Source organism: Serratia ureilytica, assembly GCF_017309605.1.
In the GTDB taxonomy this organism is placed as follows: domain Bacteria; phylum Pseudomonadota; class Gammaproteobacteria; order Enterobacterales; family Enterobacteriaceae; genus Serratia; species Serratia ureilytica.
Map to the genome: position 1 here is coordinate 3,548,263 of NZ_CP071320.1, position 25,923 is coordinate 3,574,185.

The following is a 25,923-nucleotide window of genomic DNA, read 5'->3' on the forward strand; positions in this document are numbered from 1 at the left end:
TGTCCTTATTGGGGATTAATCTTTATCGAGCGCCCTTACTGCGCCGCTGGGTAAGCCTCACCGTCATCTGCGTAACGCTGCAGCCGCTCGCGCCACCACTTGGCCGCCAGGCCGCTGGCGCTTTCCCGCCAGCCGAAGTAGGCGATGTCGCTGCAACGTTCCGATTCGACGCGTTTCGCCACCAGTTCGCCGCTGTTCAGGTAAGGTTCCGCCAAGGCGCGCGGCAGATAGCCGCAGCCCAGCCCGGCCAACTGCGCCTGCAGTTTGGCGTCGAAGCCGAAGACCGTCAGCGTGTCTTGCTCTTCCAGCAGGTTCAGGCTCTGCGGCGCGTTGACGCGCGAGGTATCGCGCACCACCACCGCCCGGTGCTGACGGATCTCATCCTTCGGCAACGGTTCCGGCAGCGCGGCCAGCGGATGCTGCGGCGCGACGGCGAACACGTAATCCAGCTGCCCCAGGCGGCTGAACGCATAGCCCACCCGCGACGGCGGCTCGCAGATGGCGCCGATAATAATGTCGGCGCAGCCGTAAACCAGCGACTCCCAGGAGCCGGCCAGCACCTCGTGGCTGAAGCGCAGCCGGGTATGGTGATGCTGCCGGTAGAACTCTTCTATCAGCGGCAACAGGCGGGCAAACGGGAAGGAGGCGTCGATCCCGAGCGTGATCTCGCTTTCCCAGCCGTTTTCGACATAGCGCGCCTGCTGTTCCAGATCCTGCGCCGCGCGCAGCAGCACCCGCCCTTTTTCCAGCATCAGCTTGCCGGTATCGGTGAACTTCGCCCGATGGCCGGAGCGATCGAGCAGGGTGATGTCGAGATCGTTCTCGAGCTTTTGCACCATATAGCTCAGTGCCGAAGGGGTTTTAAACAGTGCGGCGGCCGCGGCGGCGAAAGATCCGTGCCGGTCCAGCGCATCCAAAATCAGCAGCGCTTCCAGGTTTAATCTCATGTTTTCTCCCGTGTATAAAAAAACTCAACAAGTCGGCAAAAATTCTGCGGTATCTTTGAAATCGCCCTCTGCCTACCATGGGTTTTATCGGCGTTACACTCATCAGATGTTCAACCGAAATATCACTGGGAAGGTAAATTATGTCCAAGTTTCAACTGCTTGATAAAGACAACTCCGTACTGATTTTTATCGATCATCAACCGCAAATGGCCTTCGGCGTGGCTAATATTGATCGTCAGCAACTGAAAAACAACGTTGTTGGTTTGGCGAAGGCAGGCAAGATTTTCAACGTTCCTACCCTTTTCACCTCGGTCGAAACCGAAAGCTTCAGCGGCTATATCTGGCCGGAGCTGCTGGCGGTACACCCTGAAATCACCCCGATTGAACGCACCTCGATGAACTCCTGGGAAGACGCGGCCTTCGTCAAAGCCGTGGAAGCCACCGGCCGCAAAAAGCTGGTGATCTCCGCGCTGTGGACCGAAGTGTGCCTGACCTTCCCGGCGCTGATGGCGCTGGAAGCCGGCTATGAAGTGTATGTGGTGACCGACACCTCCGGCGGCACCTCCGTCGATGCGCACGAGCGCTCGATCGATCGCATGGTGCAGGCCGGCGCCGTACCGGTGACCTGGCAGCAGGTGCTGCTGGAGTACCAACGCGACTGGGCGCGCAAAGACACCTACGACGCGGTGATGGCGCTGGTGCGCGAACACAGCGGCGCGTACGGCATGGGCGTCGACTACGCTTACACCATGGTGCACCACGCACCGGCCCGCACGGTGAAATAATTCCCCCTGCCCCGGCCCCGCGCCGGGGTATTTTCAGGAGTCGGTTTTATGGCCCATCCGCAGCATGTCACGCTGGTGATCACCCACCGTTTGGCGCCGGGGAACGAGCAGGCCTATGAGGCCTGGCTGAACCGCATCATGCCGGACGCCGCGGGCTTCACCGGCCATCTGGGCGTCAACGTCATCCGCCCATCCGACAGCGAACAGGCCTATACGGTGCTGGTCCGCTTCGACAATGTCGATAATCTCTACCGCTGGCTCAACTCGCCGCTGCGCAAGCAATACATCGAAGAAGTCACTCCGCTGTTGCTGGAGAATGACCATATCGAGATCCGCCCCGGCGCGGAGTTCTGGTTTACCCCGCCCAACCCCGGCGTGCGCCAACCGCCCCAGTGGAAGCAGTTCATCATCACCCTGCTGGTGATCTTCCCTTCCACCAATCTGGTGCCCTGGTTTTGGGGGCTGGCGCTGCCGCAGTTGAACGGCACGCTGCTCGGCCATTTTCTCAATGACGCCACCGTGGTCGCCCTGGTGGTGTACCTGTGGATGCCCATCGTGACTCGCGTTTTTCATCAATGGCTGATCCGCCGCTAGGCGGTTCGCCGGGAGAATGTTATGAACCACCACGCTTCATTGATCCTCACCAACGGCAAATTTCACACCGTTGACCGCCAAAACCTCACTGCGCAGGCGGTCGCCATTCGCGACGGCAAGTTTCTGGCGGTCGGCAGCGAAGCCGAAGTCATGCAACACGCCGGGCCGGAAACCCAGGTGATCGATCTGCACGGCCACACCGCCATTCCGGGCCTGAACGACTCGCACCTGCACCTGATCCGCGGCGGCCTGAACTACAACCTGGAGCTGCGCTGGGAAGGCGTGCCTTCGCTGGCCGACGCGCTGCGCATGTTGAAAGAGCAGGCGCTGCGCACGCCGAGCCCGCAATGGGTGCGGGTGGTCGGCGGCTGGACCGAGTTCCAGTTTGCCGAACGCCGCATGCCGACGCTGGACGAAATCAACCAGGCGGCGCCGGACACGCCGGTATTTATTCTGCATTTATACGATCGCGCGCTGCTCAACCGCGCGGCGCTGAAGGTAGTCGGCTACACCAAAGACACGCCGAACCCGCCGGGCGGCGAGATCCAGCGCGACGCCAACGGCAACCCGACCGGCATGCTGATCGCCAAACCCAACGCCATGATCCTGTACGCCACGCTGGCGAAAGGGCCGAAGCTGCCGCTGGAACAGCAGGTCAACTCCACCCGCCAGTTTATGCGTGAGCTGAACCGCCTCGGCCTCACCAGCGCCATCGACGCCGGCGGCGGTTTCCAGAACTACCCGGAGGATTATCAGGTGATCGCCGAGCTGCACGAGAAAAAGCAGCTGACCATCCGCATCGCCTATAACCTGTTCACCCAGCGGCCGAAGCAGGAACTGGAAGACTTCGAGCTGTGGACCGACATGCTCAAGCCGGGCCAGGGCACCGACTTCTATCGCCACAACGGCGCCGGCGAGATGCTGGTGTTTTCCGCCGCCGACTTCGAAGACTTCCTGCAGCCGCGCCCGGATCTGCCGCCGGGCACCGAAGACGAGCTGGAGCGGGTGGTGCGCCATCTGGTTGAGCACCGCTGGCCGTTCCGCCTGCACGCCACCTATGACGAATCCATCAGCCGCATGCTGGACGTGTTCGAGAAGGTGAACCGCGATATTCCGTTCAACGGCCTGCACTGGCTGTTCGACCACGCCGAAACCATTACCGAACGCAATATCGAGCGCGTCAAGGCGCTGGGCGGCGGCATTGCGGTCCAGCACCGCATGGCGTTCCAGGGGGAATATTTCGCCGACCGCTACGGCATCGAAGCCACCAAACATACGCCGCCGGTAGCGAAAATGTTGGCGGCCGAGCTGCCGGTCGGGCTGGGCACCGACGCCACCCGCGTCGCCAGCTACAACCCGTGGACGGCGCTGTACTGGCTGGTCTCCGGCCGCACCGTCGGCGGCATGGCGATGTACGACGACAGCGCCCGGCTGGATCGCGAAACGGCGCTGATGCTGTGGACCCAGGGCAGCGCCTGGTTCTCCACCGAACAGGGCAAGAAAGGCCAGATCAAGGTCGGCCAACTGGCGGATTTGGCGGTGCTGTCGCAGGACTACTTCAGCGTGCCGGAAGAGCAGATCAAAGGCATCGAGTCGGTAATGACGGTGGTGGACGGCAAGGTGGTCTACGCCGCCGGCAGCTTCTCGCCGCTGGCGCCGCCGCCGCTGCCGGTGCTGCCGGAGTGGTCGCCGGTCACCCAGGTGCCGGGCCATTACCGCTCCGCGCCGCCGTCGGCGGCGGCCCGCGTCGGGGTAGTGAGCCAGGCGCACCAATGCTGCGGCCCGTGCGGCGTGCACGCGCACCAGCATGACATCGCGCGCCGCTCCAGCATCCCGGTGTCGGACGAGAATGCCTTCTGGGGCGCGTTCGGCTGTTCGTGTTTCTCGTTCTAAGTTATCAAGCCAGTAACTTATTATAAAATTAATTTAATAAGCTATTAAGCTAACAACATAATAAATTAATGGCGCTGTCCGCGGAGAGCGCCATTTCCTTTTCAATCGCGGTTGATCTCCAGCCAGCGCCGCTGCTCGGCGGAGGCGGCTATCGCGTCCAGCACGCACGACACCTTCCAGCCCTCTTCAAAGTCCGGCCACATGCGATCGCCCGCGGCGATGCCGTTGACCAGATCGCGGATCTCCACCGTCTTCTGATCGTTAAAACCAATGCCGTGCCCAGCGCTGATGCAAAACGCCGCATAGTCCGGGTGCTTCGGCCCCACCAGCAACGTCTTGAACCCCTGCCGCTCCGCCGGTTCATCGTGCCGATACAGCTTCAGTTCGGCCATCCGTTCCTGGGTATAACTCAGCGTGCCTTTGGTGCCGGTAACCACATAGGTCAGCCCCATCTTGCGCCCGCAGGCGATGCGCGACGTTTCGATAGTGCCCATCGCCCCGCCGGCGAAACGCAGCAGCGCACTGGCCTGATCTTCGTTTTCCACCGGATGCATACGCGACGGGTCTTGCGGATCCGGCCGCTGTTTGATCACGGTCTGCATATCGCCAGAGACCGCCACGATATCGCCCACCAGGTAGTGCGCCATATTGACGATGTGCGCCGCCAGATCCCCCAACGCGCCCAGCCCGGCGCTGGCGCGGCGGCAGTGCCAGTCGATCGGCGTGCGCGGGTCGGCCAGGTAATCCTCATTGTGGGTGCCGTAAAAATGCACCACCTCGCCGATTTCGCCGTTGGCGATGATCTCGCGCGCCAGCTGGCTGGTGGGGTTTTTCATGTAGTTGAAACCCACCAGCGTTTTCACCCCCTTGGCGCGGGCGGCCTGCACCATCTCCGCCGCGTCGGCGGCGTCCAGCGCCAGCGGTTTTTCCGAATACACGTGCTTGCCGTGGCGGATCGCCGCCAGCGCCATCTCTTTGTGCAAGAAGTTGGGGGCGCAGATGTCCACCACGTCGATCGCCGGATCGGCCACCAGCTGCCGCCAGTCGCCGGTCGAACGCGCAAAGCCGAACTCGGCCGCGCGTTGCGCCGCCAGCTCGGGCGTCACCTCCGCCAACATCTCCAGCACCAGATCCCCTTTAAGGGGAAAGACCGTGGGGGCCTGCGCATAAGCGATAGCGTGACAACGCCCGATATAGCCGGTGCCGATTAATCCAACGCGTACCTGTTTCATCATCCTCTCCCGTGACCGAAATCTTGCCTGAAACCCGGCGCCCTGAGTGAAACGCGCCAGCTGATAACGGTTTTATATGGAATATAAATTTCAATAACAAGCGCACGAAAAAAGAAAGTTCGGATTCGTGATGTCGTTCATGAAACGTTGACAGGATGATGCAAAAAGGAAAATCCGAACGCGGCGTTGCCGTATCCGGATAAGGTAAAATGAATCATTTATTTCATATTACGGTAAACCGTTGGCACCGTGCTGAACGTAGCCAGGGCGTTGCAGCAGGCGCTGCTGATAGGCCGCCAGCCCCGCATACTCCGGCCGCTCGAACGGCGTCATCAGCCAGCGGTTGAGCGACAGCCCCAGCACTACGTCCGCCAGCGTGAAGGCAGCGCCGGCGGCGTAAGGGCCGTGCTGCGCCAAATGCGCATCCAGCAAGCCCATCAGCCGATTCCACTCGCGCTCGGCGGCGGCCAGGCTGGCGGCATCCTGGTAATCCGCATGCCCGCGCACGCGCGACATGAACACATAGCGCCAGGCGCCGTTCAGATCGGTGGCCTGCCAGTCCATCCACATCTCCACCGCCGCGCGCGCGCCGGGTTCCTGCGGCAGCAGATCGCGGCGCCCTTCCCGCCCCGCCAGATAGCGGCAAATGGTGTTCGATTCCCACAGCACCCGTGCGCCGTCGATCAGCACCGGCACCAGGCCGTTGGGATTGAGCGCCAAAAACTCGGGTTCCTGCGTGGAGCGAAAGCCGCTGCCCCAGTCTTCCCGTTCCAGCGTCAGCCCCAGCTCATGGCTGGTCCACAGCACCTTGCGCACGTTGATCGATGAGGCTTTGCCCAATAATTTCAGCATCCGCTTTCCTTATTCTCTCCAGAACGGTTTATACCCTTCCCGCCAGGCATCCGCCCGCGTCAGGCCGATATCCGCCAGTTGCCTGTCGTTCAGCAGCAGTAACTCTCTGCGCGTTCTGCGACGCAACAAATACCAACGCCAGCGTGACCAGCCTCCCCGTCGCCACGTCGTCATGCCATCAAACAGAGCCATCTTATTATTCCCCCTGATGTTTTCGCCTTGTTGTGATGATGCGCGCCGGGCAAAAAACAATACAGATGCACGTTAGCGTTATTTTTTTCATACAGCTGCATACCAAAATGCGCTGAATGGTTTACTTTTGAGGCATCTGTACCGGTTTTTCGGTTACTTTTCCTGATGAGGGATATCTGTATGACACGCTACGCCACGCTGGCCGCCATTCTCAGCCAACGCATTCAGCAAGGGCTGTATCCGGTCGGCCACCGCTTGCCTTCGGTGCGCGCGCTGAGCCTGGAACACGGCGTCAGCATCAGCACGGTGCAACAAGCCTACCGCCTGCTGGAAGAACAGCGCCTGGTGGAAGCGCGACCGAAATCGGGCTACTTCGTGCATGCGCAGCGCACGCAGGCCGAGCTGCCCGCCATGACGGCGCCGACGCAGCGGCCGGTGGACATTTCGCAATGGGAACAGGTGCTGGAACTGGTGCGCACCCGGCCGCGCGAGGGCCTGATCCAACTGGGGCGCGGCATGCCGGACATCGCCGAGCCGACGATGAAACCGCTGATCGTCGCCCTGCGCAACGCCGCCCGTCACGGCGACTTGCGCAGCCTGTATTACGACAGCATCCAGGGCGTGACCGCGCTGCGCGAACAGATCGCTCGCCTGCTGCTGGATTCCGGCTGCCAAATCGGCGCCGATCAGTTGCTGATCACCACCGGCTGTCAGGAAGCGATCTCCGCCGGGCTGCGCGCCGTTTGCCAACCCGGCGACATCGTGGCGGTCGATTCCCCCTGTTTCCACGGCACCATGCAAACGCTGAAGGGATTGGGCATCAAAGCGCTGGAAATCCCCACCGATCCGCTGACCGGCGTGAGCCTGGCGGCACTGGAGATGGCGCTGGAACAGTGGCCGGTCAAGGCCGTCCTGCTGACGCCCAACTGCAACAACCCACTGGGCTACATCATGCCCGACGCCCATAAACAGCGGCTGCTGACGCTGGCGCAGCGCCACGACGCGGCGATCATCGAGGATGACGTTTACGGCGACATCGCCTATCACTACCCGCGGCCGCGCACCATCAAATCGTTCGACGAAGATGGCCGCGTGCTGCTGTGCAGCTCGTTTTCCAAAACGCTGGCGCCGGGGCTGCGCGTGGGCTGGATCGCGCCCGGCCGTTATCTGGAGCGGGTGCTGCACATGAAGTTCATCGGCTCCGGCGCCACCGCCACGCAGCCGCAGCTGGCGATCGCCGACTTCATCCGCGGCGGGCACTATCTGAAGCACCTGCGGCGCATGCGCGCCCGCTACCAGCAAAACCGCGACCGCATGACCGATCTGATCCTGAAATACTTCCCGGCCGGCACCCGCGTCAGCCGGCCGCGCGGCGGTTTTATGCTGTGGATCGAACTGGACGAGGCGTTCGACACCCTGCGGCTGAACCGCCATCTTGAACAGCAAGGCGTGCAAATCGCCGTCGGCAGCATTTTTTCCGCCGCCGGCAAGTACCGCAACTGTCTGCGCATCAACTATGCGCCGACGCTGACGACGGAGATCGAACAGGCGGTACAACGGGTCGGCGCCACCATCCAGGCGCTGATGCCGAGCGACAGTTTGGCGCAATCGGATTAAATCTTGACGCGATCGGATTATCGGCGCACGGACAGGCTGTTTTAGAGTAATGCCTTCTCTTACCACTGGCAGGCAACAACCATGAGCAGCGATCAAATTCCGGTTTCCAACGCGTTGGCGGTGCGCCTCGCGGCGCAAGGCGTCGATCTCGAACGGGTCGGTCAGTTAGCCGGCTTGCCCGCCGGGCTGCTCAGCGAGCGGCGCGTAAAAGTGCGGTTGACCACCCACCAGTTCTTCGCCGTCTGGCGCGCCCTCGCCCAACTGAGCGACGATCCCGCCTTTGGTCTGCGGTTGGGCGGCGACGTCGCGCCGGAACATTACGATATCGCGTCGGTCGCCGCACTGCACTCCGCCACGATGGGCGAGGCCCTGCGTAAAGTCGCGCGCTACAAACGGTTGGTGTGCCCGGAAGAACTGATGCTGGAGGAAGATGGCGACAGCGTTCGGCTGCATACGCGTTGGACGATGATTGAGGACCATACGCCGGAATTGCTGATAGACACCATGTTCGCCTCTATCACCACCCTGTGCCGCCGTGGCACCGGTTTACCGCTGCAGCCCAAGGCGCTTGAAGTGACCCGCCGTCGCGATCCCCACTCACCGCTGCTGCGCCACTTCGGCTGCCCGGTGAGATTCGACGCGCCGCTGGACGTGCTGGTATTTGACCGTGCGCTGATGCAGCAGCCGCTCATCACCCACGACCAGGACATGCTGGCGCTGCTGCTGCCGGAGCTGGAAGCCGAGTTGGCCGAAGCGCGCGCCGAGCAAGACTTGCCCACACAGGTGATGACGATCCTCGGCCGCAGCATGCGCGGCCAGCGCCCCAGCGTCAACAGCGTGGCCGCGGAGCTCTATCTCAGCCCACGCACGCTGCAGCGCCGTCTGCAACGGCACGGCTACAGCTACCAGCAGTTGTTGGACAAAACCCGCCACCGCACCGCCTGCCGCTTGTTGGCGGAGACCGATCTTGAGCCAGGGGAAATCGCCTTTGTGCTGGGATTCGAAGAGCTGAATTCGTTCAGCCGCGCCTTTATTCAGTGGGAAGCGCTGACGCCCAGCCGCTGGCGCATGCAGCGCACCGCCGGCCAGTGGGAGAACAGAGCATGAAAGTGATTATCTTCGGCGCCAGCGGCATGGTGGGCCAGGGCGCGTTGCGGGAATGCCTGCGCGATCCGCGCGTCAGCGAGGTGCTCAGCATCGGCCGTCGTCCGGTGGCGCAGAGCCACGCCAAGCTGCGCCAGCTCTCCCTGCCCGATCTGCGTGATCTGTCGGCGCTGGAGCCGCAGCTCGCCGGCTATGACGCCTGTTTCTTCTGCCTGGGGATTTCGTCCGCCGGCCTGAGCGAAGCCGAATATCGCGCGGTGACTTACGATCTGACGCTGGCCGCCGCCCGCCCGCTGGCGAGGCTGAATCCGACGATGGTCTTCCTCTACGTTTCCGGCGTCGGCACCGACAGCAGCGAACGCGGCCGCAGCATGTGGGCCAGGGTCAAGGGCGCCACCGAAAACGCGCTGCTGGCGCTGCCGTTCCACGCGGTGATGTTCCGCCCCGGCGCCATTGTGCCGCTGCACGGCATTCGCTCCAAAGTCCGCACATACGATCTGATTTATCGGCTGTTCAAGCCGCTGTGGCTCGGCGCATTGCGACTGTTTCCCGCGCAGGTGAGCAGCACCGAACGAATCGGGCTGGCGATGCTGGCGGTGGCGCGCCGGGAAACGGCCTTGCGCATCCTGGAGCCGCCGCAGATCAATCAACTGGCGACGCGCTGAAATACCGTCATCAACCGCGCCGCCGCCAATACTCCGCCACCCGGCGGCGCAGATGCTCGATGCCCTGCGGATGCTCAATAAACTGCGCCACCGGCATCATCCGCCAGCGCTGGCCTTCGTCGCCGAAGCGAATGGCGGCGATCTGCGCCGGGGCGATCTCGCCGGCCATAAACCAGGTCGGCGGGGAGCCGGGCAAAATGCCGGCGTAGCGCCGGCGCCAGACAACCTGGTGTTCGGCGATCGCCACGCCGAACTCTTCCCGCGTTTCCCGCTGCACACACTGCAGCGGCGTTTCGCCGTTTTCCCGCCCGCCGCCGGGCAGATCCCACTGACCGGGCCACGGAATGCCCGGCTTGTCGTCCCGTTGGTAAACCAGCAAGAGACCGTCGCACAGCAGCGCGATCTTGGCTCCGCCAAACGCCTCGTCCGTCATGATTTCTCCGCTCCCGGCCCCATCGCCTTTGACTGAACATCATACTTCATCCCCGCGCGGCCTGGTGTATAGTGAAAATCCGTTTTCACAACAGGCGAACAATGACGATGAACTCTCCGTTTCTGGTGACTCCCCAATGGCTTGCGCAACATATCAACGATGAAAATCTGGTGGTGATCGACGTTCGGATGTCGCCGGTCGGGCTGACGCCGAAAAAAGACATGCTTGCCGAGTTCGAACGCGGCCATATCCCCGGCGCGGTCTATTTTGATATCGACGACGTGGCGGACAAAAACACTGCGCTGCCGCACATGTTGCCGACGGCGGTGGAATTCGCCGCGGCGGCGGGCCAATTGGGCATCAGCGAGCGCGATACCCTGGTGATTTACGACGAGGGCAACCAGTTCTCCGCACCGCGCGGCTGGTGGACTTTCCGCAATTTCGGCGCCGAGCGCGTTTATGTGCTGGATGAAGGGCTGAACGGCTGGACCGCGCTGGGGCAAGCGTTGGAAACCGGCCCGGCGCAGCCTGCCCCGCAGACGTTTAACGCCCGGTTCAACGCCGACGCGGTGGTGGATATGCGGCAAGTGGAGCAAGCGTTAGGCACGCCGGTGCAAATTCTCGACGCGCGCGCCGCGCCGCGCTTTTATGCCGAAGCGCCAGAGCCGCGCCCCGGGCTGCATCGCGGCCATATTCCCGGCAGCATCAACATTCCGTACGGCGAGCTGCTGGAAAACGGCCGCTTCAAATCATTGGAGGCGCTGCGCCAAACCTTCAGCGACAAGGGGGTGGACATCAACGGCCCAATCATCACCAGCTGCGGCTCCGGCGTGACGGCGGCGGTGCTGGCGTTTGGCCTGCTGTCGCTCGGCGCGCCGCAGGTCAAGCTGTATGACGGCGCCTGGAGCGAATGGGGCCAGCTGAGTGGCAAGCAGCCTATCGCCCAAGATTAAGTTTCGATCCGCTCGACCACGATCTGCGCCAGCCGCTGCACGGCGGCCGAAGGCTGATCCTCGGCGCGGTGCAGCACCACGCCGAGTTGGCCGAGAGCGGGCAGCAGATCGGGGGCCAGCGGCGACAGGCCGGGCGGCAAGCCCGCCGCCGTGCGCACCGTAACGCCCAACCCGGCGCTCACCGCCGCCCACACGCCGTTCAGGCTGCGGCTGCTAAAGGCGATGCGCCAGGGTATGCCGGCGCGATCCAGCGCCTGCGTCGCCGCGCTGCGCATCAGACAGGGTGCGTCGAACATCACCAACGGCAGCGGCTCATCCCCTTCTCGCCAGGGCGTCAGCGCGAAGCCGGGCGACGCGATCCAGTGCAACTGCCGCTGCCCCAGCGCCTGATGAAACGGCGTGCTCAGACCGCCATCCCACGCCAGCGACAGATCCAGCTGGCCTTTCAGCACCCAGTCGATCAGCTCGGCATTACGCGCGATGCGCGCCTCGATCCTCACCTTTGGATTGGCGCGCGCGAAGCTGCCCAACACCTGCGGCAGAAACGTCTCGCCGAAATCCTCCTGCAGCCCCAACCGCACCGTGCCCTGCAGATCCAGCCCACGCACCGCGGCGGCGGCTTCGTCATTAAGCTCCAGCAGACGGCGCGCGTAGCCAAGCAGAGTTTCCCCCGTCTCGGTCATCACCATGCCGCGCCCGGCCTTGCGCAGGATCGGCGCGCCAACCTGCTGTTCCAGTTTTTTCAGGTGGGCGCTGACCGCCGACGTCGAACGCCCCAGCCGTTCAGCCGCCTTGGCGAAGCTGCCCAGCTCGACGCCGGTGACGAAGCTGCGCAAATCCTCGAGATCGAACGTTATCCGCCCCATGCTGACCATCCTGATTTTCTGAACCATCAATCAAAATAATACCGATTTTACTGATAAAGATGGCGTGTCACGCGCTCCGGGTCAATGTCTTTCCGGAGAATCCTTATACTCGCGATGCAATACCGTTTTACCCTGCCCGCCGGTTCCGCCCCTCTGTCCGCTCCCTTTGACCACACTGCGCCGCGGGTTGACAGCTCAATGTGATATTGATAATCATTATCAATATTGCATATTCATTTGCGGCTCGCGGGATGCGGGCCGTTCTCCGGGGTCAACCGTCATGTCGTCATCACCAATCACACCTTACGCCACCACCTGCTGCATCGTGGGAGGCGGCCCCGCCGGGCTGATGCTCGGCTATCTACTGGCGCGGGCGGGGATCGACGTGACGGTGCTGGAGAAGCACGCCGATTTCCTGCGCGATTTTCGCGGTGACACCATTCACCCGTCGACGCTGGAAGTCATGCATCAACTGGGCCTGCTCGACGAACTGCTGACGCTGCCGCATCAGCGCGCGGAATCTCTGCACGCCGAAGTCGCCGGACGCGACATCAAGCTGGCGGATTTCACCCGCCTGCCGACGCGCTGCAAATTTATCGCCTTTATGCCGCAGTGGGAGTTCCTCAACTTTTTGGCCCAGCAGGCCGCCGCCTTCCCCAACTTCAGGCTGCTGACCTCAACGCAGGTTCACCAGCTGCTGTACGACCGCGGCCAGGTGTGCGGCGTGCTGGCCGACACGCCGGAAGGCCCGATCCGCGTGCGCAGCCAGTTGGTGGTCGGCACCGACGGCCGCAACTCGGTGGTGCGCGAACAGGCGGCGCTCAGCAGCCGATCCTTCGGCGCGCCGCGCGACGTATTGTGGATGAAGCTCAGCAAGCAGCCGGGCGATCCGGCCTGGTCGATGGGCCACACCGGGCCGAAACAGAACTTCATCATGATCGATCGCGGCGACTACTGGCAGTGCGGTTACTCGATCGACAAAGGCAGCTTCGATGCGATCCGCCACAGCGGGCTGGAGAAATTTTTACTGCACCTCGCTGAGGTGGCGCCGTTCCAGGACGATCGCCTGCAGGAGATCGTCGAGTGGGATCAGGTCAAACTGCTGAGCATTCGCATCGATCGTCTGGATCGCTGGGCCAAACCGGGAGTGCTGTGCATCGGCGACGCCGCGCACGCCATGTCGCCGATCGGCGGCGTGGGCGTCAACCTGGCGATTCAGGACGCGGTGGCCGCCGCCAACGCCCTGATCCCGCCGCTGCGCCAGCATCGTCTGCAGCTGAAGCATCTGCTGAGCGTGCAGCGCCGGCGCGAACTCCCCACTCGCGCCATCCAGTTTTTGCAGATCAAAATGAGCCAGCGCAAGCCGGGCGAACGCCGCGCGGCGGGCGGCTCGCGCTTGATCGCCCGCGTCGGCAACAGCCGCTGGCTGCCGCGCCTGTTCGGCCGCATCATCGGCCTGGGTTTTCGCCGTGAAACACCGCGGCATCTGTCCAACGAAACCTGCCCGCCGGAATAGCATTGGTGATTTTTTCATCGCGCCGTATAATGGTTAAATCGAACGATTTAATTAACTGGAGCGATTAAATGTACGCACTCACCGCGAACGAGGCCAAAACCCAATTCGGCGATTTGCTGCTCAAGGCGCAGCGTGAACCGGTGCAAATCAATCGCAACGGCAAACCGGTCGCCGTCGTCATGTCTGTAGAAGATTACCAGGCGCTGGAAGATCTCAAATTAAGCGCACTGCAGCAAAAAATCGCGCAGGCTACCGCCGAGGAAGACGCCGGTAAGGCGGTAGACGGCGATGCCTTCTTCAACCGTCTGCTCACCGATGAAACAGACTGAGATACCCGCGTTTCGCCTCACCCCGCAGGCCCAACAAGATCTGCTGGCTATTCGTCATTTCACCATCGAGCACTGGGGCCAAGCGCAATCTCGCCGCTATCTTGAGCAGTTGAGAGAGGTCATGCATCATTTGGCAGATATGCCGGAAGCGGGTAAAGCTCACTTCCACGATCTGGGCGAAGAGATACGCAGTTTTCCTTACGCCAGCCATAGGATCTACTACCGCAACCGCCCTGCCGGCATCACCGTTCTCGCCATTCTGCATCAGGCGATGGTGCCTCACCGCCATCTGGAACAACGGCTGTAATTTTTCTTACTCAAAGGGGCACTGATGTTCACCGTTCGTCAGGCATTGCTGGAAGATTTAACGCAAGTGCGCGATATCGGCATCCGCACCTACCGCGCCCACTTCGGTGAGCTGTGGCGCTACCCGCACGAGCTGGAGGCCTTTCTGGCGGAGGATTTTTCCGTCTCCGCGCTGGAACGGACGCTGCGCGATCCCGACGTGTGCTGGCTGTTGGCCCATGAGGATGACGCCCTCGTCGGCTATGCGCGGGTGAACTTCGACAGCCTGCTGGCACCAACCGAGCACATCGGCGCAGAGCTGCAGAAAATCTATTTTCTGCCGGGCCATGCCGGCAACGGCTATGGCCAGCGCCTGTACGAACAGGTGCAGCAGCGGGCTATCGACCGTCGGCAAAAAACGCTGTGGCTGGAAGTGCTGCAACGCAACACCCGCGCCCAACGTTTTTATCAGCGTCAAGGATTGAGCATTTGTGGCGAGACCTGCTACACCAGCGCCCAGGGCTCGATAGGCATTTGGTATATGAGCAAGGCGCTGTAACCGCGCCCCGCTCCGCCGTCGTTTAGCGCGGCTCCCGCTGCAGCATCAGGAACAGCAAGGCAAACGCATTGGGCGCCAGGTAGATCAGCGCCCCCAGCTGCACCGCCAGCGGATCCTTCTTGGCCTGCCAGGCCATAAACCAGTCGCCGGCGACCACCATAAAGCCGACGCCCCACACCGTTATCGCGCAAAGCGCCCCCAGCATCGCCCAGGCTTTGCCCTTGGCGAAGGCGGCGTAAGGGCCTTTCAATCGCCCGATCATCAGCGCCACGCCCGCCGCCGCGAATAGGCCGGCCAGCGTTTCCAGCGCGGTGATGACCGCCAACCCCAACATGCAGGCCCAGTCGGCGCTGATCGCGCGCCACATCAGCCCCGGCGTTTGATAAGTATCCTGCATGGCGAGCAGTGGCCCCACCGCATTGCGCGCGGTGCCGGCGAAATCCGCCGTATTGTTCAACAGACTGAACAGCCCCCACAGGGCCGGAAACAGGGACAGGACGATGCAACCGAGGCGTGACACAGTGATTTCGTTCATGGTTATCCTTAATGAATAAACGGGTGGCTCCCGTCCTCATGACGGGAGCGCTATTGAGATCCTGATAGTTTGACGTGCACAATGTAAGAACTAATCTTACAATGACGCAGCATAGCCGAAAGTGAGGAGGAACAATGGGCAGAACACTAACGGTAGATCTGGGTGACGAACTGCGTAGCTTCGTCGAAGACCTGGTGGCCAGCGGCGATTACCGAACGCCCAGCGAAGTCATCCGCGAATCCGTGCGCACTTTGCGCGAACGTACCGCCGCCTCAAAACTGGAAGAGCTTAGGCGCTTGATCGCCGAAGGAGAGAACAGCGGCGAAGCCGTCGAATGGGATCGTGATGTGTTCATGGAAAGAATACGGAGCAAAGCAAAAGGATGCGCAGGAGAGTAACCGTTCGTCCAAAAGCGTTGGACGATATGGAAGAGATCTATTTTTACGGGTTGGCGCACTTTGGCTTGCAGGTGGCCGAAGATTATCTGCGCCGCCTGCATCAGGCTTTCGATAACCTTAGCCACCACCAACTCGGCAAAAACATCGATGCAATCGGCCCCGGCCTATGGGTATTGCCCGTCGCCAACCACCTGATTTATTCTCGACAGCACAGGCGGGAGGTGAATATCATCAGAGTGCTGCATCATTCCCGCGATCCGCTCAGCCAATCCTTTTTCAGCTGACCCAACGTTAAATCGCGACCAGCCCGCGGACGCCGTCCTGTTCCATAGCGCTGCCGGCGCCGCGCTGCACGATGCTGCCGCGCGACATCACCAGATAGCTGTCCGCCAGGTCGGCGGCGAAGTCATAGAACTGCTCCACCAGCAGGATCGCCATATCGCCCCGCGCCGCCAGCTGTTTGATCACCGCGCCGATCTCCTTGATCACCGAAGGTTGGATCCCTTCCGTCGGTTCGTCGAGGATCAACAGCTGCGGTCGGCAGGCCAGCGCCCGGCCGATCGCCAGCTGCTGTTGCTGCCCGCCGGAAAGATCGCCGCCGCGCCGATCCTTCATTTGCCGCAGCACCGGAAACAGTTCATAGATCGGATCCGGCACCGCGCGCGCGTCGGCGCCGGAAAAACGCGCCAGCCCCATCAGCAGATTTTCCTCCACCGTCAGGCGCGGAAAAATCTCCCGCCCCTGCGGCACATAGGCGATGCCCGCCTGCACCCGCTGATGCGGCTTTTTACCGGTGATGGTTTCGCCCCGCCAACGGACGCTGCCGCTGCGCGCCGGGATCAGCCCCATCAGGCATTTCAGCAGCGTGGTCTTGCCCACGCCATTGCGCCCCAGCAGGCAGGTCACCTCGCCGATGCGCGCCTCGAACGACAGGCCGCGCAGAATGTGGCTGCCGCCGTAATACTGATTCAATTCCTCTACCTGCAGCATGATTACGCCTCCTCAGCGCCCCAGATATACCTCAATCACCCGTTCATCGGCCTGCACCTGCGCCAGCGATCCTTCCGCCAGCACCTGTCCCTGATGCAGCACCGTCACGCGATCGGCAATGGTTTCCACAAACCCCATGTCGTGCTCCACCACCATCAGCGAATGCTTGCCCGCCAGCTCGCGGAACAGTTCGGCGGTGTAGTCGGTTTCAGCGTCGGTCATGCCGGCCGCCGGCTCGTCGAGCAACAGCAGGTGCGGTTCCTGCACCAGCAGCATGCCGATCTCGAGAAACTGTTTCTGCCCGTGGGACAGCAGCCCGGCGGGCCGGTGGCGCTCGTGCCCCAGCCGCAGGGTCTTCAGCATCTCGTCGATGCGGTCTCGCTGTTCGCTGCTTAAACGGGCGCGCAGGCAGGCCCATACCGACTTGCGGGTTTTCTGCGCGATCTCCAGATTTTCGAACACCGTCAGCGCCTCGAACACCGTCGGTTTTTGAAACTTGCGGCCGATGCCGGCATGGGCGATCTGCATCGGCGCCAGCCGGGTCAGATCGACGGTCTGGTCGTAAAACACCCTGCCGCTGTCCGGCCGGGTTTTGCCGGTGATCACATCCATCAGCGTGGTCTTGCCGGCGCCGTTGGGGCCGATCACGCAGCGCAGTTCGCCGACGCCAATGCGCAGCGACAGATCGGTCAGCGCGCGAAAACCGTCGAAGCTGACGTTGACGTTGTCGAGCTGCAACACCGGATCGGTTTGCTGCCGGTATTTGTCCGCCGGCAGCGGATGGGTAAACAGTTCGTCGGTCACTTGCATCGCCTTCATGAGCTTTTCCTCCGGCGCAGCAGGCCAATCACCCCTTTGGGCAGAAACAACGTGACGACGATAAACATCAGGCCGAGGAAAAACTGCCAGTATTCGGGAATGGCCATGGTGAACCAGCTCTTGGCGCCGTTGACGATGCCGGCGCCGAGCAGCGGCCCCACCAGGGTGCCTCGCCCGCCGAGGGCGACCCAAATGGCGGCCTCGATCGAGTTGGTCGGCGACATTTCGCCGGGGTTGATGATGCCGACCTGCGGCACATAGAGCGCGCCGGCCAGCCCGCACAGCACCGCCGACAGCGTCCAGACGAACAGCTTGAAGCCCTTCGGATCGTAGCCGCAGAAGGTCAGGCGGTTTTCCGCATCGCGCACCGCGGTCAGCACCCGGCCGAACTTGCTGCGCGCCAGCGCAAAGCCGATGGCCAGGCTGGCGGCCAGCAGCAGCACCGTCGCCAGGAACAGCGCCACCCGCGTGCCGGCGGCGGTGATGGGAAAGCCGAGCAGCGTGGTGAAACCGGTAAAGCCGTTATTGCCGCCGAAACCGGTCTCGTTGCGAAAGAACAGCAGCATGCCGGCATAGGTCAGCGCCTGGGTCATGATCGAGAAGTACACCCCTTTGATTTTCGAGCGAAAGGCGAAGTAGCCGAACAGGAAAGCCAACAGGCCCGGCACCAGCACGATCAGGCACAGCGCCCAGGCGAAATGCTGGGTGCCGCTCCAGAACCACGGCAGCTCGTTCCAGGAGAGGAACGCCATAAACGCCGGCAGCCCGTCTCCCGCCGCCTGCCGCATCAGGTACATGCCCATGGCGTAGCCGCCGAGCGCGAAGAACAGCCCGTGGCCGAGCGACAGCAGCCCGGCATAGCCCCACACCAGATCGAGCGCCACCGCCACCACCGCGTAGCACAGGATCTTGCCCGCCAGCGTCAGGGTATAGGTGGACACCGCCAGCGGATGACCCGCCGGCAACAACGTCATGAACGGCATGACCAGCAGCGCCAGCAACGCCAGCCCGCCGATGCTCAACGCCAGCCGGGGCGCTTTCTGCACGCCGGTTACGGTCAATGGTTGGCTCATCAGTCAATCACCCTGCCCTTAAGGGCGAACAGCCCCTGCGGACGCTTTTGAATAAACAGAACGATCAGCACCAGGATCAGGATCTTGCCCAACACGGCGCCGATCTGCGGCTCGAGGATCTTGTTGACGATGCCGAGGCCGAAGGCCGCCGCCACCGTCCCCGCCAGCTGGCCGACGCCGCCGAGCACCACCACCAGGAACGAATCGATGATGTAACCTTGCCCCAGCTCCGGCCCGACGTTGCCCAACTGCGACAGCGCCACCCCGCCAAGTCCGGCGATGCCGGATCCCAACCCGAAGGCCAGCATGTCCACCCGCCCGGTGGGCACGCCGCAGCAGGCCGCCATCGCGCGGTTTTGCGTCACCGCGCGCACGTTCATGCCGAGCCGGGTTTTGTTCAGCAGCAGCCAGGTCAACGCCAGCACCAGCAGCACGAACGCGATCACCGCGATGCGGTTCCACGGCAACACCAGGTTCGGCAACAGCTGCACGCCGCCCGACAGCCACGCCGGGTTGGCGACCTCGACGTTCTGCGCGCCGAACAGCACCCGCACCAGTTGGATCAGCACCAGGCTGATGCCCCAGGTGGCCAGCAGGGTTTCCAGCGGTCGGCCGTACAGGTGGCGGATCACCGTGCGCTCCAGCAGCATACCGATCCCGGCGGTGATGGCGAACGCCACCGGCAGCGCCGCCAGCGGGTAGAGCGCCAGCCACTGCGGCGCAAATTGCTGAAACAACCCCTGCACCAGATAGGCGGAATAGGCGCCGAGCATCAGCATTTCGCCGTGCGCCATATTGATGACGCCGAGCAGGCCGTAGGTGATCGCCAGGCCAAGCGCCGCCAGCAGCAGGATCGAACCGAGCGACAGGCCGCTGAACGCCTGGCCGAGCAGATCGCCGATCATCAGGCGGTGCTGCACGCGCTGCAGGCTGCGCTGCGCCTCGGCGCGCACCGCGGCGTCCGGCTCATTGGCCGCGTCGGTCAAGGCTTGCAGCCGCGCGCGGGTTTCCGGCTCGCCCGATTCCCCCAGCAGCCGCACCGCATTGAAGCGCACCTGCGGGCTGGCGTCGGCCAATTGCAGGTTCGCCAGCGCAATGCTCAGCGCGTCGCGTACCTGCGGGTCTTTCTCCTGCGCCAGCCGCCGGGTCAACAGCGGCAACTGCTCGCCCTGCGCCTCGCGCTGCAGCGCGGTCGCCGCCTGCAGCCGCACCGCCGCGTCCGCGCTAACCAACCGCTGCGCCGACAACGCGTTGGCGATCAGAATGCGCAGCCGGTTGTTCAGCCACACCTTCTTCGGCTCGCCAACCGGGGCCGCCTCACCTTCAAGCGGCAGATAGCGGTCGCCCTGGCGGATAAAGGCGCGTTTCGCCCCGTCGATCACCACGGTTTCCTGCTGCAGCCCCTGCAGCAACGGCAGGCGCGCGGCGTCCGGCTCGGCCGCCCACGCCTGCAGCAGTTTAGCCTGCTGCGCGCGAGTGGCCGCCGCGAACTCATCGGCCGGCCCGGCCTGCGCCAGCAGGGGCCAGGCGCACAACAGCCACAGCCCGGCGCGCAGAGAGGATAAAAACGGAGATTGCATCAGCTGCCTCTTCTGTTGGGCCGGCGCGCGTCGAGCCGCGCCGGCGCTGAGTGACGTTACTTGCCGCCTTTCACCGGGTAATCCGGTTTTTTGTCGTTGCCGGCGATATACGGACTCCACGGCTGCGCGCGCACCGGCGCTTCGGTCTGCCACACCACGTTGAACTGGCCGTTGCCCTCGATCTCGCCGATCATCACCGGCTTGTGCAGGTGGTGATTGGTCTTGTCCATAGTCAGCGTGAAGCCCGACGGCGCGGCGAAGGTTTGCCCGGCCATCGCCGCGCGCACCTTATCGACGTCGGTGGTGCCGGCCTTTTCCACTGCCTGCGCCCACATGTGGAGGCCGACGTAGGTGGCCTCCATCGGATCGTTGGTGACCGCAGTGGCGTAATTCGGCAGATTGTGCGCCTTGGCGTAGGCTTTCCACTGGCTGACAAACTGTTTGTTGGTCGGGTTATCCAGCGATTCGAAGTAGTTCCAGGCCGCCAGGTTGCCCACCAGCGGCTTGGTGTCGATGCCGCGCAGCTCTTCCTCGCCGACCGAGAAGGCGATCACCGGCACGTCGGTGGCCTTGACGCCCTGGTTGGCGAGTTCTTTGTAGAACGGCACGTTGGAATCGCCGTTGATGGTGGAGATCACCGCGGTGTTGCCGCCGGCGGCGAACTTCTTGATGTTGGCGACGATGGTCTGGTAATCGCTGTAGCCGAACGGCGTATAGACCTCTTCGATATCCTTGTCCTGCACGCCTTTGCTGTGCAGGAAGGCGCGCAGGATCTTGTTGGTGGTGCGCGGATAGACGTAATCGGTGCCCAACAGGAAGAAGCGCTTGGCGCCGCCGCCGTCCTCGCTCAGCAGGTATTCCACCGCCGGGATCGCCTGCTGGTTCGGCGCCGCGCCGGTGTAGAACACGTTCGGCGACATCTCTTCGCCTTCGTATTGCACCGGATAGAACAGCAGGCCGTTCAGCTCCTCAAACACCGGCAGCACCGACTTGCGCGACACCGAAGTCCAGCAGCCAAACACCGCCGCCACCTTGTCCTGGCTCAGCAGCTGGCGCGCCTTTTCGGCGAACAGCGGCCAGTTGGAGGCCGGATCCACCACCACCGGCTCCAGCTTTTTGCCGAGCACCCCACCTTTGGCGTTGATCTCGTCGATGGTCATCAGCGCCACATCCTTCAGCGGCGTCTCGGAAATCGCCATGGTGCCGGAGAGCGAACTCAGAATGCCGACCTTGATGGTGTCGGCGGCCTGCGCGCTCCAGGCCAGGCCCAGGCCGACAGCGGCGGCGGACAGCGCAAAAGCTTTGATAAAACGACGACGTTGCATAGTTCAAACTCCTGATGTGTATGAAATCAAAATCGTTACGCCGAGCGCGCAGGCTGCTGAGCCCGCGCCTGGTGCAACATGTGCAGCGTTATTTTTCGCACTTCTGCCTTGCTGACGGCGATGTGCTCGCCGAGCAGCGTTTGCGCCGCCCCGCTTTGCCGCTGCAGGATCGCCTGCAAAATGGCGGCGTGCTCGCGGTAGGTGGCGTCCACCCGCGCCTGCTGGGTGAAATCCAGCCGGCGAATGATGCGGATCTTTTCGGTCAGTTCGCGGTGAATGCGCGCCATTTCGCCGTTGCCCGCCGCGGCCACCAACGCCTGATGAAACTGCTCATCGTGCTGCGACACCGCCTTGCCGTCCGCCAGGCGCGGCGCTTCGGTCCAAAAACGGCTCAGCGCCGCCAGCGCGTCCGGCGTTTCCCCGGCCGGGCGTTCGCACAGCCGTTTCACCGCCTCTTGCTCCAGCACGATGCGCAGGTCGTACAGCTCTTCGAAGTAGGCGAAGTCGAACGGCCGCACCTGCCAACCGCTGCGAAACAACACCTCGACATAGCCTTCGCGCTCCAGCCGAAACAGCGCCTGACGCACCGGCGTGCGGCTGGCCGCCATGCGCTGCGCCACGTCGCTTTCGCTAAAGCGATCGCCCGGCAGCAGGCGAAACTCGAAGATGTCGGCCTTGAGCTGCAGATAAATGCGCTCCGCCAACCCTTCCGGGCGCGCCTTGTGCTCTCCGTTGGTGATTTGCATCATCGCTCCTCCGTTCAGACCGCCTTTTCCAGCCACAGCAGGGCGTCGCCCGGCCCGACCGGCCGCCCCTGCCGGCAGCTGATGCGTTTAACGATCCCGGCGCGCGGCGCGGTGACCGCCAGCTCCATTTTCATCGCCTCGACCACGATCAGCGGCTGCCCGGCCGCCACCACCTGCCCCGGTTCCACCAGGATCTTCCACACGCTGCCGTTCAGATCGGCGCTGACCAGATCGCCGTCGATGGCGTCTTCTTCCTCCGGCGGCAACAGCTGCGCCTCGGCCTCGTCGTCATCGCTGCGCCAGCGCGCCACTTCGGCGCTGAACGCCTGCTGCTGGCGATGCTGGAAGTCGGCGATCGCCTCGGCGTTGTCGGCCAGGAAACGGGTGTAGGCGGCGAAGTCGAACTCGCTCTCTTCGATGCGCACCTGCATGCGCCCTTCACGGAACGCTTCGCGCTGCTCGTCCAGCTCTCGCTCGCTGACCGGGTAGAAGCGCACCTGATCGAAGAAGCGCAGCAGCCAGGGCTCACCGGCGGTGAACTGCGGGTTTTTGAGAAACTTGTTCCAGATCGGCAGCGTGCGCCCCACCAGCTGGTAACCGCCCGGCGAGTCCATGCCGTAGATGCACATGTACATGCCGCCGATGCCGACCGTCCCTTCGGCGGTGTGGGTGCGCGCCGGGTTGTATTTGGAGCTCAGCAGGCGATGGCGCGGATCGAGCGGCACCGCGCAGGGCGCGCCGAGGTAGACGTCGCCCAGCCCGAGGATCAGGTAGCTGGCGTCGAACAGAATGTCGCGCACCTGCTCGCGTCGGCTCAGGCCATTGATGCGCTGAATGAAATCGACGTTGTTCGGCAGCCAGGGCGCCGAGGCGCGCACCGTCTGTTGATAGCGATCCACCGCCCCCAGCGTGGCCGAATCCTCAAACGCCATCGGCAGCCACACGGTGCGCGTCGGCACCTTCAGGCGGCTGACGTCCCCCAGCGCCCGTTCGCGCGCCAGCAGGCGCTGCAGCAGGTCGGCCTGGCTAATCTGCCGGCTGTCGTAGCGGATCTGCAGCGAACGCACGCCCGGCGCCAGCTCCGCCACGCCCGGTATCGCCCCCTCACGCAGCGACTGCATCAGCAGATGAATGCGCAGCCGCAGCGCCAGATCGAGCACATTGTCGCCGTACTCCATCAGGATGTAGCCGTCCCCCGCCTGGCGATACGCCACCGCCGGGCGCCCTTCCGCCGCCGGCAGCGCCGCCAGCACCGCGGCGGAAACGGTCTCCGCCGGGGCCAGATCCGGCGGCGGCAGGGTGATGGCCTTCACCGCCGCCAGCGCTTCGATGCTGCCGAGCTGCGCCTGCTCCAGCGACTGCGCCTGCCGGAAGCCGATCGGATGGAAACGGATGCGGTCGCCCGGCTTCACCTGCCCCACTTTCCACAGTTCAGCCTTGGCGATGGTCACCGGGCAAACGAAGCCGCCGAGGCTGGGCCCGTCGCGGGTCAGGATCACCGGGAAGTCGCCGGTGAAGTTGATGGCGCCGATGGCGTACTCGCAGTCGTGCACGTTGGAAGGATGCAAACCGGCCTCGCCGCCGTCCTCCCGCGCCCACTCGGGCTTCGGCCCCGACAGGCGCACCCCGAGGCGGTTGGAGTTGTAATGCACCTGCCAGTCGGTGGCGAAAAAGGCCTCTATCGATTCAGCGGTGAAAAAGTCCGGCGCGCCGTGCGGCCCGTACAGCACGCCGATGTGCCACTGGTCGCCGTAGTGCGGGATCAGGCTGTCGTCCATCGCCTGCGGCGCGGCGATCGGCGCCGGCGTGGTGCTGGCCGCCAGCGCCGGTTGGGCGATCGCCAACATGTCCGCCACGCGCAAGGTGCGCCCGGCGTGGCCGCCGAACTGGCCCAGCGCGAAGGTGGAGCGGCTGCCGAGATACACCGGCACGTCAAAGCCGTTGCGTACCGCCAGATAGGTGCGGCAGCCGTGCGTGGCGCGCCCCAGCGTCAGCACCTGCCCGGCCCGCACCGCGATCGGCCGCCAGTAAGCGACCGCTTCGCCGTCCAAATCGGCCGGGCAGCTGGCACCCGTCAGCGCGATGGTGGCGTCGCAGTGAAAGCGCAACGTCGGCCCCTGCAGGGTAAACTCGAGCCCGGCGGCCGCCGGGTGGTTGCCGACGATGCGGTTGGCCAGCCGGAACGCGAAGTCGTCCATCGGGCCGGACGGCGGCACGCCGATGTCCCAATAGCCGAGGCGGCCGGGATAATCCTGCACGCTGCTGTAGGTGCCGGGTTGCAGCACTTCGAGGCAGTGCGGCTGGAAACGCACATCGTCCAGCAGACGCGTCCAAACGTCGCCGCGCTGAAATTGCGGCGTGGCGATCACCTGCCGCAGATAATCGAGGTTGGTGGCGATGCCGTGCAAACGGGTCGCCGCCAGCGCCACGCGCAGTTTTTCCAGCGCCTGCGCCCGATCCGCGCCGTGCACGATCAGCTTGGCGATCATCGGGTCGTAAAACGCCGAGACTTCGCTGCCGGTCGCCACCCAACCGTCGAGGCGCACGTCGGTGGGGAAATGCACCTCGGTCAGCACACCGGGGCTGGGCTGGAAGTTTTTCAGCGGATCTTCGGCGTAGAGGCGCACTTCGATCGCCACACCCTGCGGCGTGCGTTGCAGCGCCGCCCAATCCAGCGCGTCGCCCGCCGCCACCTGCAGCATGCCTTCGATCAGATCCAGGCCGGTGACCATTTCGGTGATCGGGTGCTCGACCTGTAAGCGGGTGTTCACTTCCAGGAAGTAAAACTCGTCGCGCGCGGCGTCATAGATAAACTCTACGGTGCCAGCGCTGCGGTAATTCACCGACTCGCCCAGCGCCACCGCCGCCCGATGCAGCGCCTGGCGTGTCGCCGCCGGCAGGTGCGGCGCCGGGGTTTCCTCCACCACCTTTTGGTTGCGGCGCTGCAGCGAGCAGTCGCGTTCGCCGAGCGCCGCCACCCGCCCCTGGCCGTCGCCGAAAATCTGCACCTCGACGTGGCGCGCCCGATCGACGAAGCGTTCGATAAAGGCGCCGGCGTCGCGGAAGAACTGCTCTCCCAGCCGTTTGACGCTGTCGTACGCGTCGCGCAGCGCCGCCTCGTCGTCACAGCGCGTCAGGCCGATGCCGCCACCGCCGGCGGTGCTTTTCAGCATCACCGGGTAGCCGATGCGCGCGGCGGCGGTAACCGCCTGCTCAACGCTCTCCAGCAAGCCGGTGCCCGGCGTCATCGGCACCCCGGCCAACGCTGCCAGCTCGCGCGCCCGGTGCTTGAGGCCGAACTCGCGCATCTGCGCCGCCGTCGGGCCGATAAAGGCGATGCCCGCCGCCTCGCAGGCGTCGGCAAACTCGGCGCTCTCGGACAAAAAGCCGTAGCCGGGGTAGATCGCCTGCGCGCCGGTGGCGGCGGCGGCGGCGAGGATCTTGTCGATGCGCAGGTAGCTGTCGGCGGCCTTGTCGCCGCCGAGCGCCACCGCCCTGTCGGCCTCGGTGACGTGCGGCGCATTGCGATCGGCGTCGGAGTGGACCGCCACGCTGGTGACACCCAGGCGTTTCAGGGTGCGAATGGCGCGGCAGGCGATTTCGCCGCGGTTAGCGATCAGTACGGTAGTAAACAT

General features: G+C 63.7%; 27 protein-coding genes. 13 read left to right on the plus strand and 14 right to left on the minus strand.

The window, feature by feature from the left end; all coding sequences use genetic code 11:
• Positions 1 to 35 precede the first annotated feature (35 nt).
• A complete protein-coding gene (locus tag J0X03_RS16660; protein WP_042783950.1) occupies positions 36 to 947 on the minus strand; it encodes a LysR substrate-binding domain-containing protein in 912 nt (303 codons plus the stop codon).
• A 140-nt stretch (positions 948 to 1,087) separates the two neighbouring features.
• Here J0X03_RS16660 and J0X03_RS16665 point away from each other — a divergent pair, with 140 nt between their 5' ends.
• The 3 genes from J0X03_RS16665 to J0X03_RS16675 are packed head-to-tail and all read left to right on the plus strand — an operon-like array spanning position 1,088 to position 4,219.
• On the plus strand, positions 1,088 to 1,732 hold the full coding sequence (locus J0X03_RS16665; RefSeq protein WP_160204109.1) for a hydrolase: 645 nt from the start codon (positions 1,088 to 1,090) through the stop codon (positions 1,730 to 1,732).
• A gap of 48 nt (positions 1,733 to 1,780) precedes the next feature.
• Positions 1,781 to 2,326: an antibiotic biosynthesis monooxygenase gene (locus tag J0X03_RS16670; RefSeq protein WP_033652685.1), complete on the plus strand. Its 546-nt coding sequence runs from the start codon at positions 1,781 to 1,783 to the stop codon at positions 2,324 to 2,326.
• 21 nt (positions 2,327 to 2,347) lie between these two features.
• Positions 2,348 to 4,219: an amidohydrolase gene (locus J0X03_RS16675; RefSeq protein WP_033652684.1), complete on the plus strand. Its 1,872-nt coding sequence runs from the start codon at positions 2,348 to 2,350 to the stop codon at positions 4,217 to 4,219.
• A gap of 101 nt (positions 4,220 to 4,320) precedes the next feature.
• Here the strand turns inward: J0X03_RS16675 and J0X03_RS16680 are convergent, their stop codons facing one another.
• The 3 genes from J0X03_RS16680 to J0X03_RS16690 form a co-directional block, all read right to left on the minus strand.
• Entirely contained in the window at positions 4,321 to 5,451 is a 1,131-nt protein-coding gene (locus tag J0X03_RS16680) for a Gfo/Idh/MocA family protein (protein ID WP_033642347.1), read from the minus strand.
• 228 nt (positions 5,452 to 5,679) lie between these two features.
• Positions 5,680 to 6,303, minus strand: coding sequence for a glutathione S-transferase family protein (locus tag J0X03_RS16685; RefSeq protein ID WP_047572213.1), 624 nt, complete (start codon positions 6,301 to 6,303; stop codon positions 5,680 to 5,682).
• Between the two features lie 9 nt (positions 6,304 to 6,312).
• Positions 6,313 to 6,495 carry a DUF1127 domain-containing protein gene (locus J0X03_RS16690; protein ID WP_071845081.1) on the minus strand — a complete coding sequence of 61 codons (183 nt, stop codon included), beginning with the start codon at positions 6,493 to 6,495 and terminating at the stop codon, positions 6,313 to 6,315.
• A gap of 180 nt (positions 6,496 to 6,675) precedes the next feature.
• Between J0X03_RS16690 and J0X03_RS16695 the strand changes: the two genes are divergently transcribed.
• The 3 genes from J0X03_RS16695 to J0X03_RS16705 all read left to right on the plus strand — a co-directional run bounded on the left by J0X03_RS16695 (position 6,676) and on the right by J0X03_RS16705 (position 9,881).
• Positions 6,676 to 8,112, plus strand: a complete 1,437-nt coding sequence (locus tag J0X03_RS16695) for an aminotransferase-like domain-containing protein (protein ID WP_101453379.1) — start codon at positions 6,676 to 6,678, stop codon at positions 8,110 to 8,112.
• A gap of 81 nt (positions 8,113 to 8,193) precedes the next feature.
• On the plus strand, positions 8,194 to 9,219 hold the full coding sequence (locus J0X03_RS16700; protein WP_033642344.1) for an AraC family transcriptional regulator: 1,026 nt from the start codon (positions 8,194 to 8,196) through the stop codon (positions 9,217 to 9,219).
• Positions 9,216 to 9,881, plus strand: a complete 666-nt coding sequence (locus tag J0X03_RS16705) for a Rossmann-fold NAD(P)-binding domain-containing protein (RefSeq protein WP_046686650.1) — start codon at positions 9,216 to 9,218, stop codon at positions 9,879 to 9,881. Before J0X03_RS16700 ends, J0X03_RS16705 begins: the two co-directional genes overlap by 4 nt.
• Positions 9,882 to 9,891: 10 nt before the next feature.
• Here the strand turns inward: J0X03_RS16705 and J0X03_RS16710 are convergent, their stop codons facing one another.
• On the minus strand, positions 9,892 to 10,314 hold the full coding sequence (locus J0X03_RS16710) for an NUDIX hydrolase (protein ID WP_033642342.1): 423 nt from the start codon (positions 10,312 to 10,314) through the stop codon (positions 9,892 to 9,894).
• Between the two features lie 107 nt (positions 10,315 to 10,421).
• Between J0X03_RS16710 and sseA the strand changes: the two genes are divergently transcribed.
• The gene (gene sseA / locus J0X03_RS16715; protein WP_046686649.1) at positions 10,422 to 11,267 is read left to right on the plus strand and encodes a 3-mercaptopyruvate sulfurtransferase; all 846 of its coding nucleotides are present in this window, start codon (positions 10,422 to 10,424) and stop codon (positions 11,265 to 11,267) included.
• Here sseA and J0X03_RS16720 read toward each other — a convergent pair.
• Complete coding sequence (locus J0X03_RS16720; protein WP_046686648.1) at positions 11,264 to 12,133, minus strand: LysR substrate-binding domain-containing protein; 870 nt, start codon at positions 12,131 to 12,133, stop codon at positions 11,264 to 11,266. The genes sseA and J0X03_RS16720 overlap by 4 nt on opposite strands.
• A gap of 280 nt (positions 12,134 to 12,413) precedes the next feature.
• Here J0X03_RS16720 and J0X03_RS16725 point away from each other — a divergent pair, with 280 nt between their 5' ends.
• From J0X03_RS16725 to J0X03_RS16740, 4 genes are all read left to right on the plus strand, one after another.
• Positions 12,414 to 13,649, plus strand: coding sequence for an FAD-dependent oxidoreductase (locus J0X03_RS16725; RefSeq protein ID WP_042783945.1), 1,236 nt, complete (start codon positions 12,414 to 12,416; stop codon positions 13,647 to 13,649).
• 68 nt (positions 13,650 to 13,717) lie between these two features.
• Positions 13,718 to 13,978, plus strand: coding sequence for a type II toxin-antitoxin system Phd/YefM family antitoxin (locus J0X03_RS16730; RefSeq protein WP_016928576.1), 261 nt, complete (start codon positions 13,718 to 13,720; stop codon positions 13,976 to 13,978).
• The gene (locus J0X03_RS16735) at positions 13,938 to 14,285 is read left to right on the plus strand and encodes a type II toxin-antitoxin system RelE/ParE family toxin (RefSeq protein WP_080273376.1); all 348 of its coding nucleotides are present in this window, start codon (positions 13,938 to 13,940) and stop codon (positions 14,283 to 14,285) included. Before J0X03_RS16730 ends, J0X03_RS16735 begins: the two co-directional genes overlap by 41 nt.
• A 24-nt stretch (positions 14,286 to 14,309) precedes the next feature.
• Positions 14,310 to 14,822: a GNAT family N-acetyltransferase gene (locus J0X03_RS16740; RefSeq protein ID WP_033642337.1), complete on the plus strand. Its 513-nt coding sequence runs from the start codon at positions 14,310 to 14,312 to the stop codon at positions 14,820 to 14,822.
• A 22-nt stretch (positions 14,823 to 14,844) separates the two neighbouring features.
• Here J0X03_RS16740 and J0X03_RS16745 read toward each other — a convergent pair whose 3' ends face one another.
• A complete protein-coding gene (locus tag J0X03_RS16745) occupies positions 14,845 to 15,357 on the minus strand; it encodes a DUF2165 family protein (protein WP_033642336.1) in 513 nt (170 codons plus the stop codon).
• A 134-nt stretch (positions 15,358 to 15,491) separates the two neighbouring features.
• On the opposite strand from J0X03_RS16745, the gene J0X03_RS16750 reads away from it, so the two are divergent.
• Both J0X03_RS16750 and J0X03_RS16755 read left to right on the plus strand, forming a co-directional pair.
• On the plus strand, positions 15,492 to 15,755 hold the full coding sequence (locus J0X03_RS16750; RefSeq protein ID WP_004939442.1) for a type II toxin-antitoxin system ParD family antitoxin: 264 nt from the start codon (positions 15,492 to 15,494) through the stop codon (positions 15,753 to 15,755).
• Positions 15,740 to 16,039, plus strand: coding sequence for a type II toxin-antitoxin system RelE/ParE family toxin (locus tag J0X03_RS16755; protein ID WP_033642335.1), 300 nt, complete (start codon positions 15,740 to 15,742; stop codon positions 16,037 to 16,039). The genes J0X03_RS16750 and J0X03_RS16755 overlap by 16 nt, the downstream gene beginning before the upstream one ends.
• Before the next feature lie 7 nt (positions 16,040 to 16,046).
• Here J0X03_RS16755 and urtE read toward each other — a convergent pair whose 3' ends face one another.
• From urtE to uca, 7 genes are read right to left on the minus strand one after another with little or no spacing between them, the layout of a single operon-like run.
• Positions 16,047 to 16,745: an urea ABC transporter ATP-binding subunit UrtE gene (gene urtE, locus J0X03_RS16760; RefSeq protein ID WP_033642334.1), complete on the minus strand. Its 699-nt coding sequence runs from the start codon at positions 16,743 to 16,745 to the stop codon at positions 16,047 to 16,049.
• Between the two features lie 12 nt (positions 16,746 to 16,757).
• Positions 16,758 to 17,564, minus strand: a complete 807-nt coding sequence (urtD, locus tag J0X03_RS16765) for an urea ABC transporter ATP-binding protein UrtD (protein ID WP_015377102.1) — start codon at positions 17,562 to 17,564, stop codon at positions 16,758 to 16,760.
• Positions 17,561 to 18,637 (minus strand): urea ABC transporter permease subunit UrtC, encoded by a 1,077-nt coding sequence (gene urtC, locus J0X03_RS16770; RefSeq protein ID WP_033642333.1) that lies wholly within the window; start codon positions 18,635 to 18,637, stop codon positions 17,561 to 17,563. Before urtC ends, urtD begins: the two co-directional genes overlap by 4 nt.
• On the minus strand, positions 18,637 to 20,217 hold the full coding sequence (gene urtB, locus J0X03_RS16775) for an urea ABC transporter permease subunit UrtB (protein WP_060659784.1): 1,581 nt from the start codon (positions 20,215 to 20,217) through the stop codon (positions 18,637 to 18,639). The genes urtC and urtB overlap by 1 nt, the downstream gene beginning before the upstream one ends.
• Before the next feature lie 56 nt (positions 20,218 to 20,273).
• Complete coding sequence (urtA, locus tag J0X03_RS16780) at positions 20,274 to 21,542, minus strand: urea ABC transporter substrate-binding protein (RefSeq protein ID WP_025302020.1); 1,269 nt, start codon at positions 21,540 to 21,542, stop codon at positions 20,274 to 20,276.
• A gap of 35 nt (positions 21,543 to 21,577) precedes the next feature.
• Positions 21,578 to 22,288, minus strand: coding sequence for a GntR family transcriptional regulator (locus J0X03_RS16785; protein WP_033644224.1), 711 nt, complete (start codon positions 22,286 to 22,288; stop codon positions 21,578 to 21,580).
• Positions 22,289 to 22,302: 14 nt separating this feature from the next.
• Positions 22,303 to 25,923, minus strand: a complete 3,621-nt coding sequence (gene uca / locus J0X03_RS16790; RefSeq protein ID WP_160204108.1) for an urea carboxylase — start codon at positions 25,921 to 25,923, stop codon at positions 22,303 to 22,305.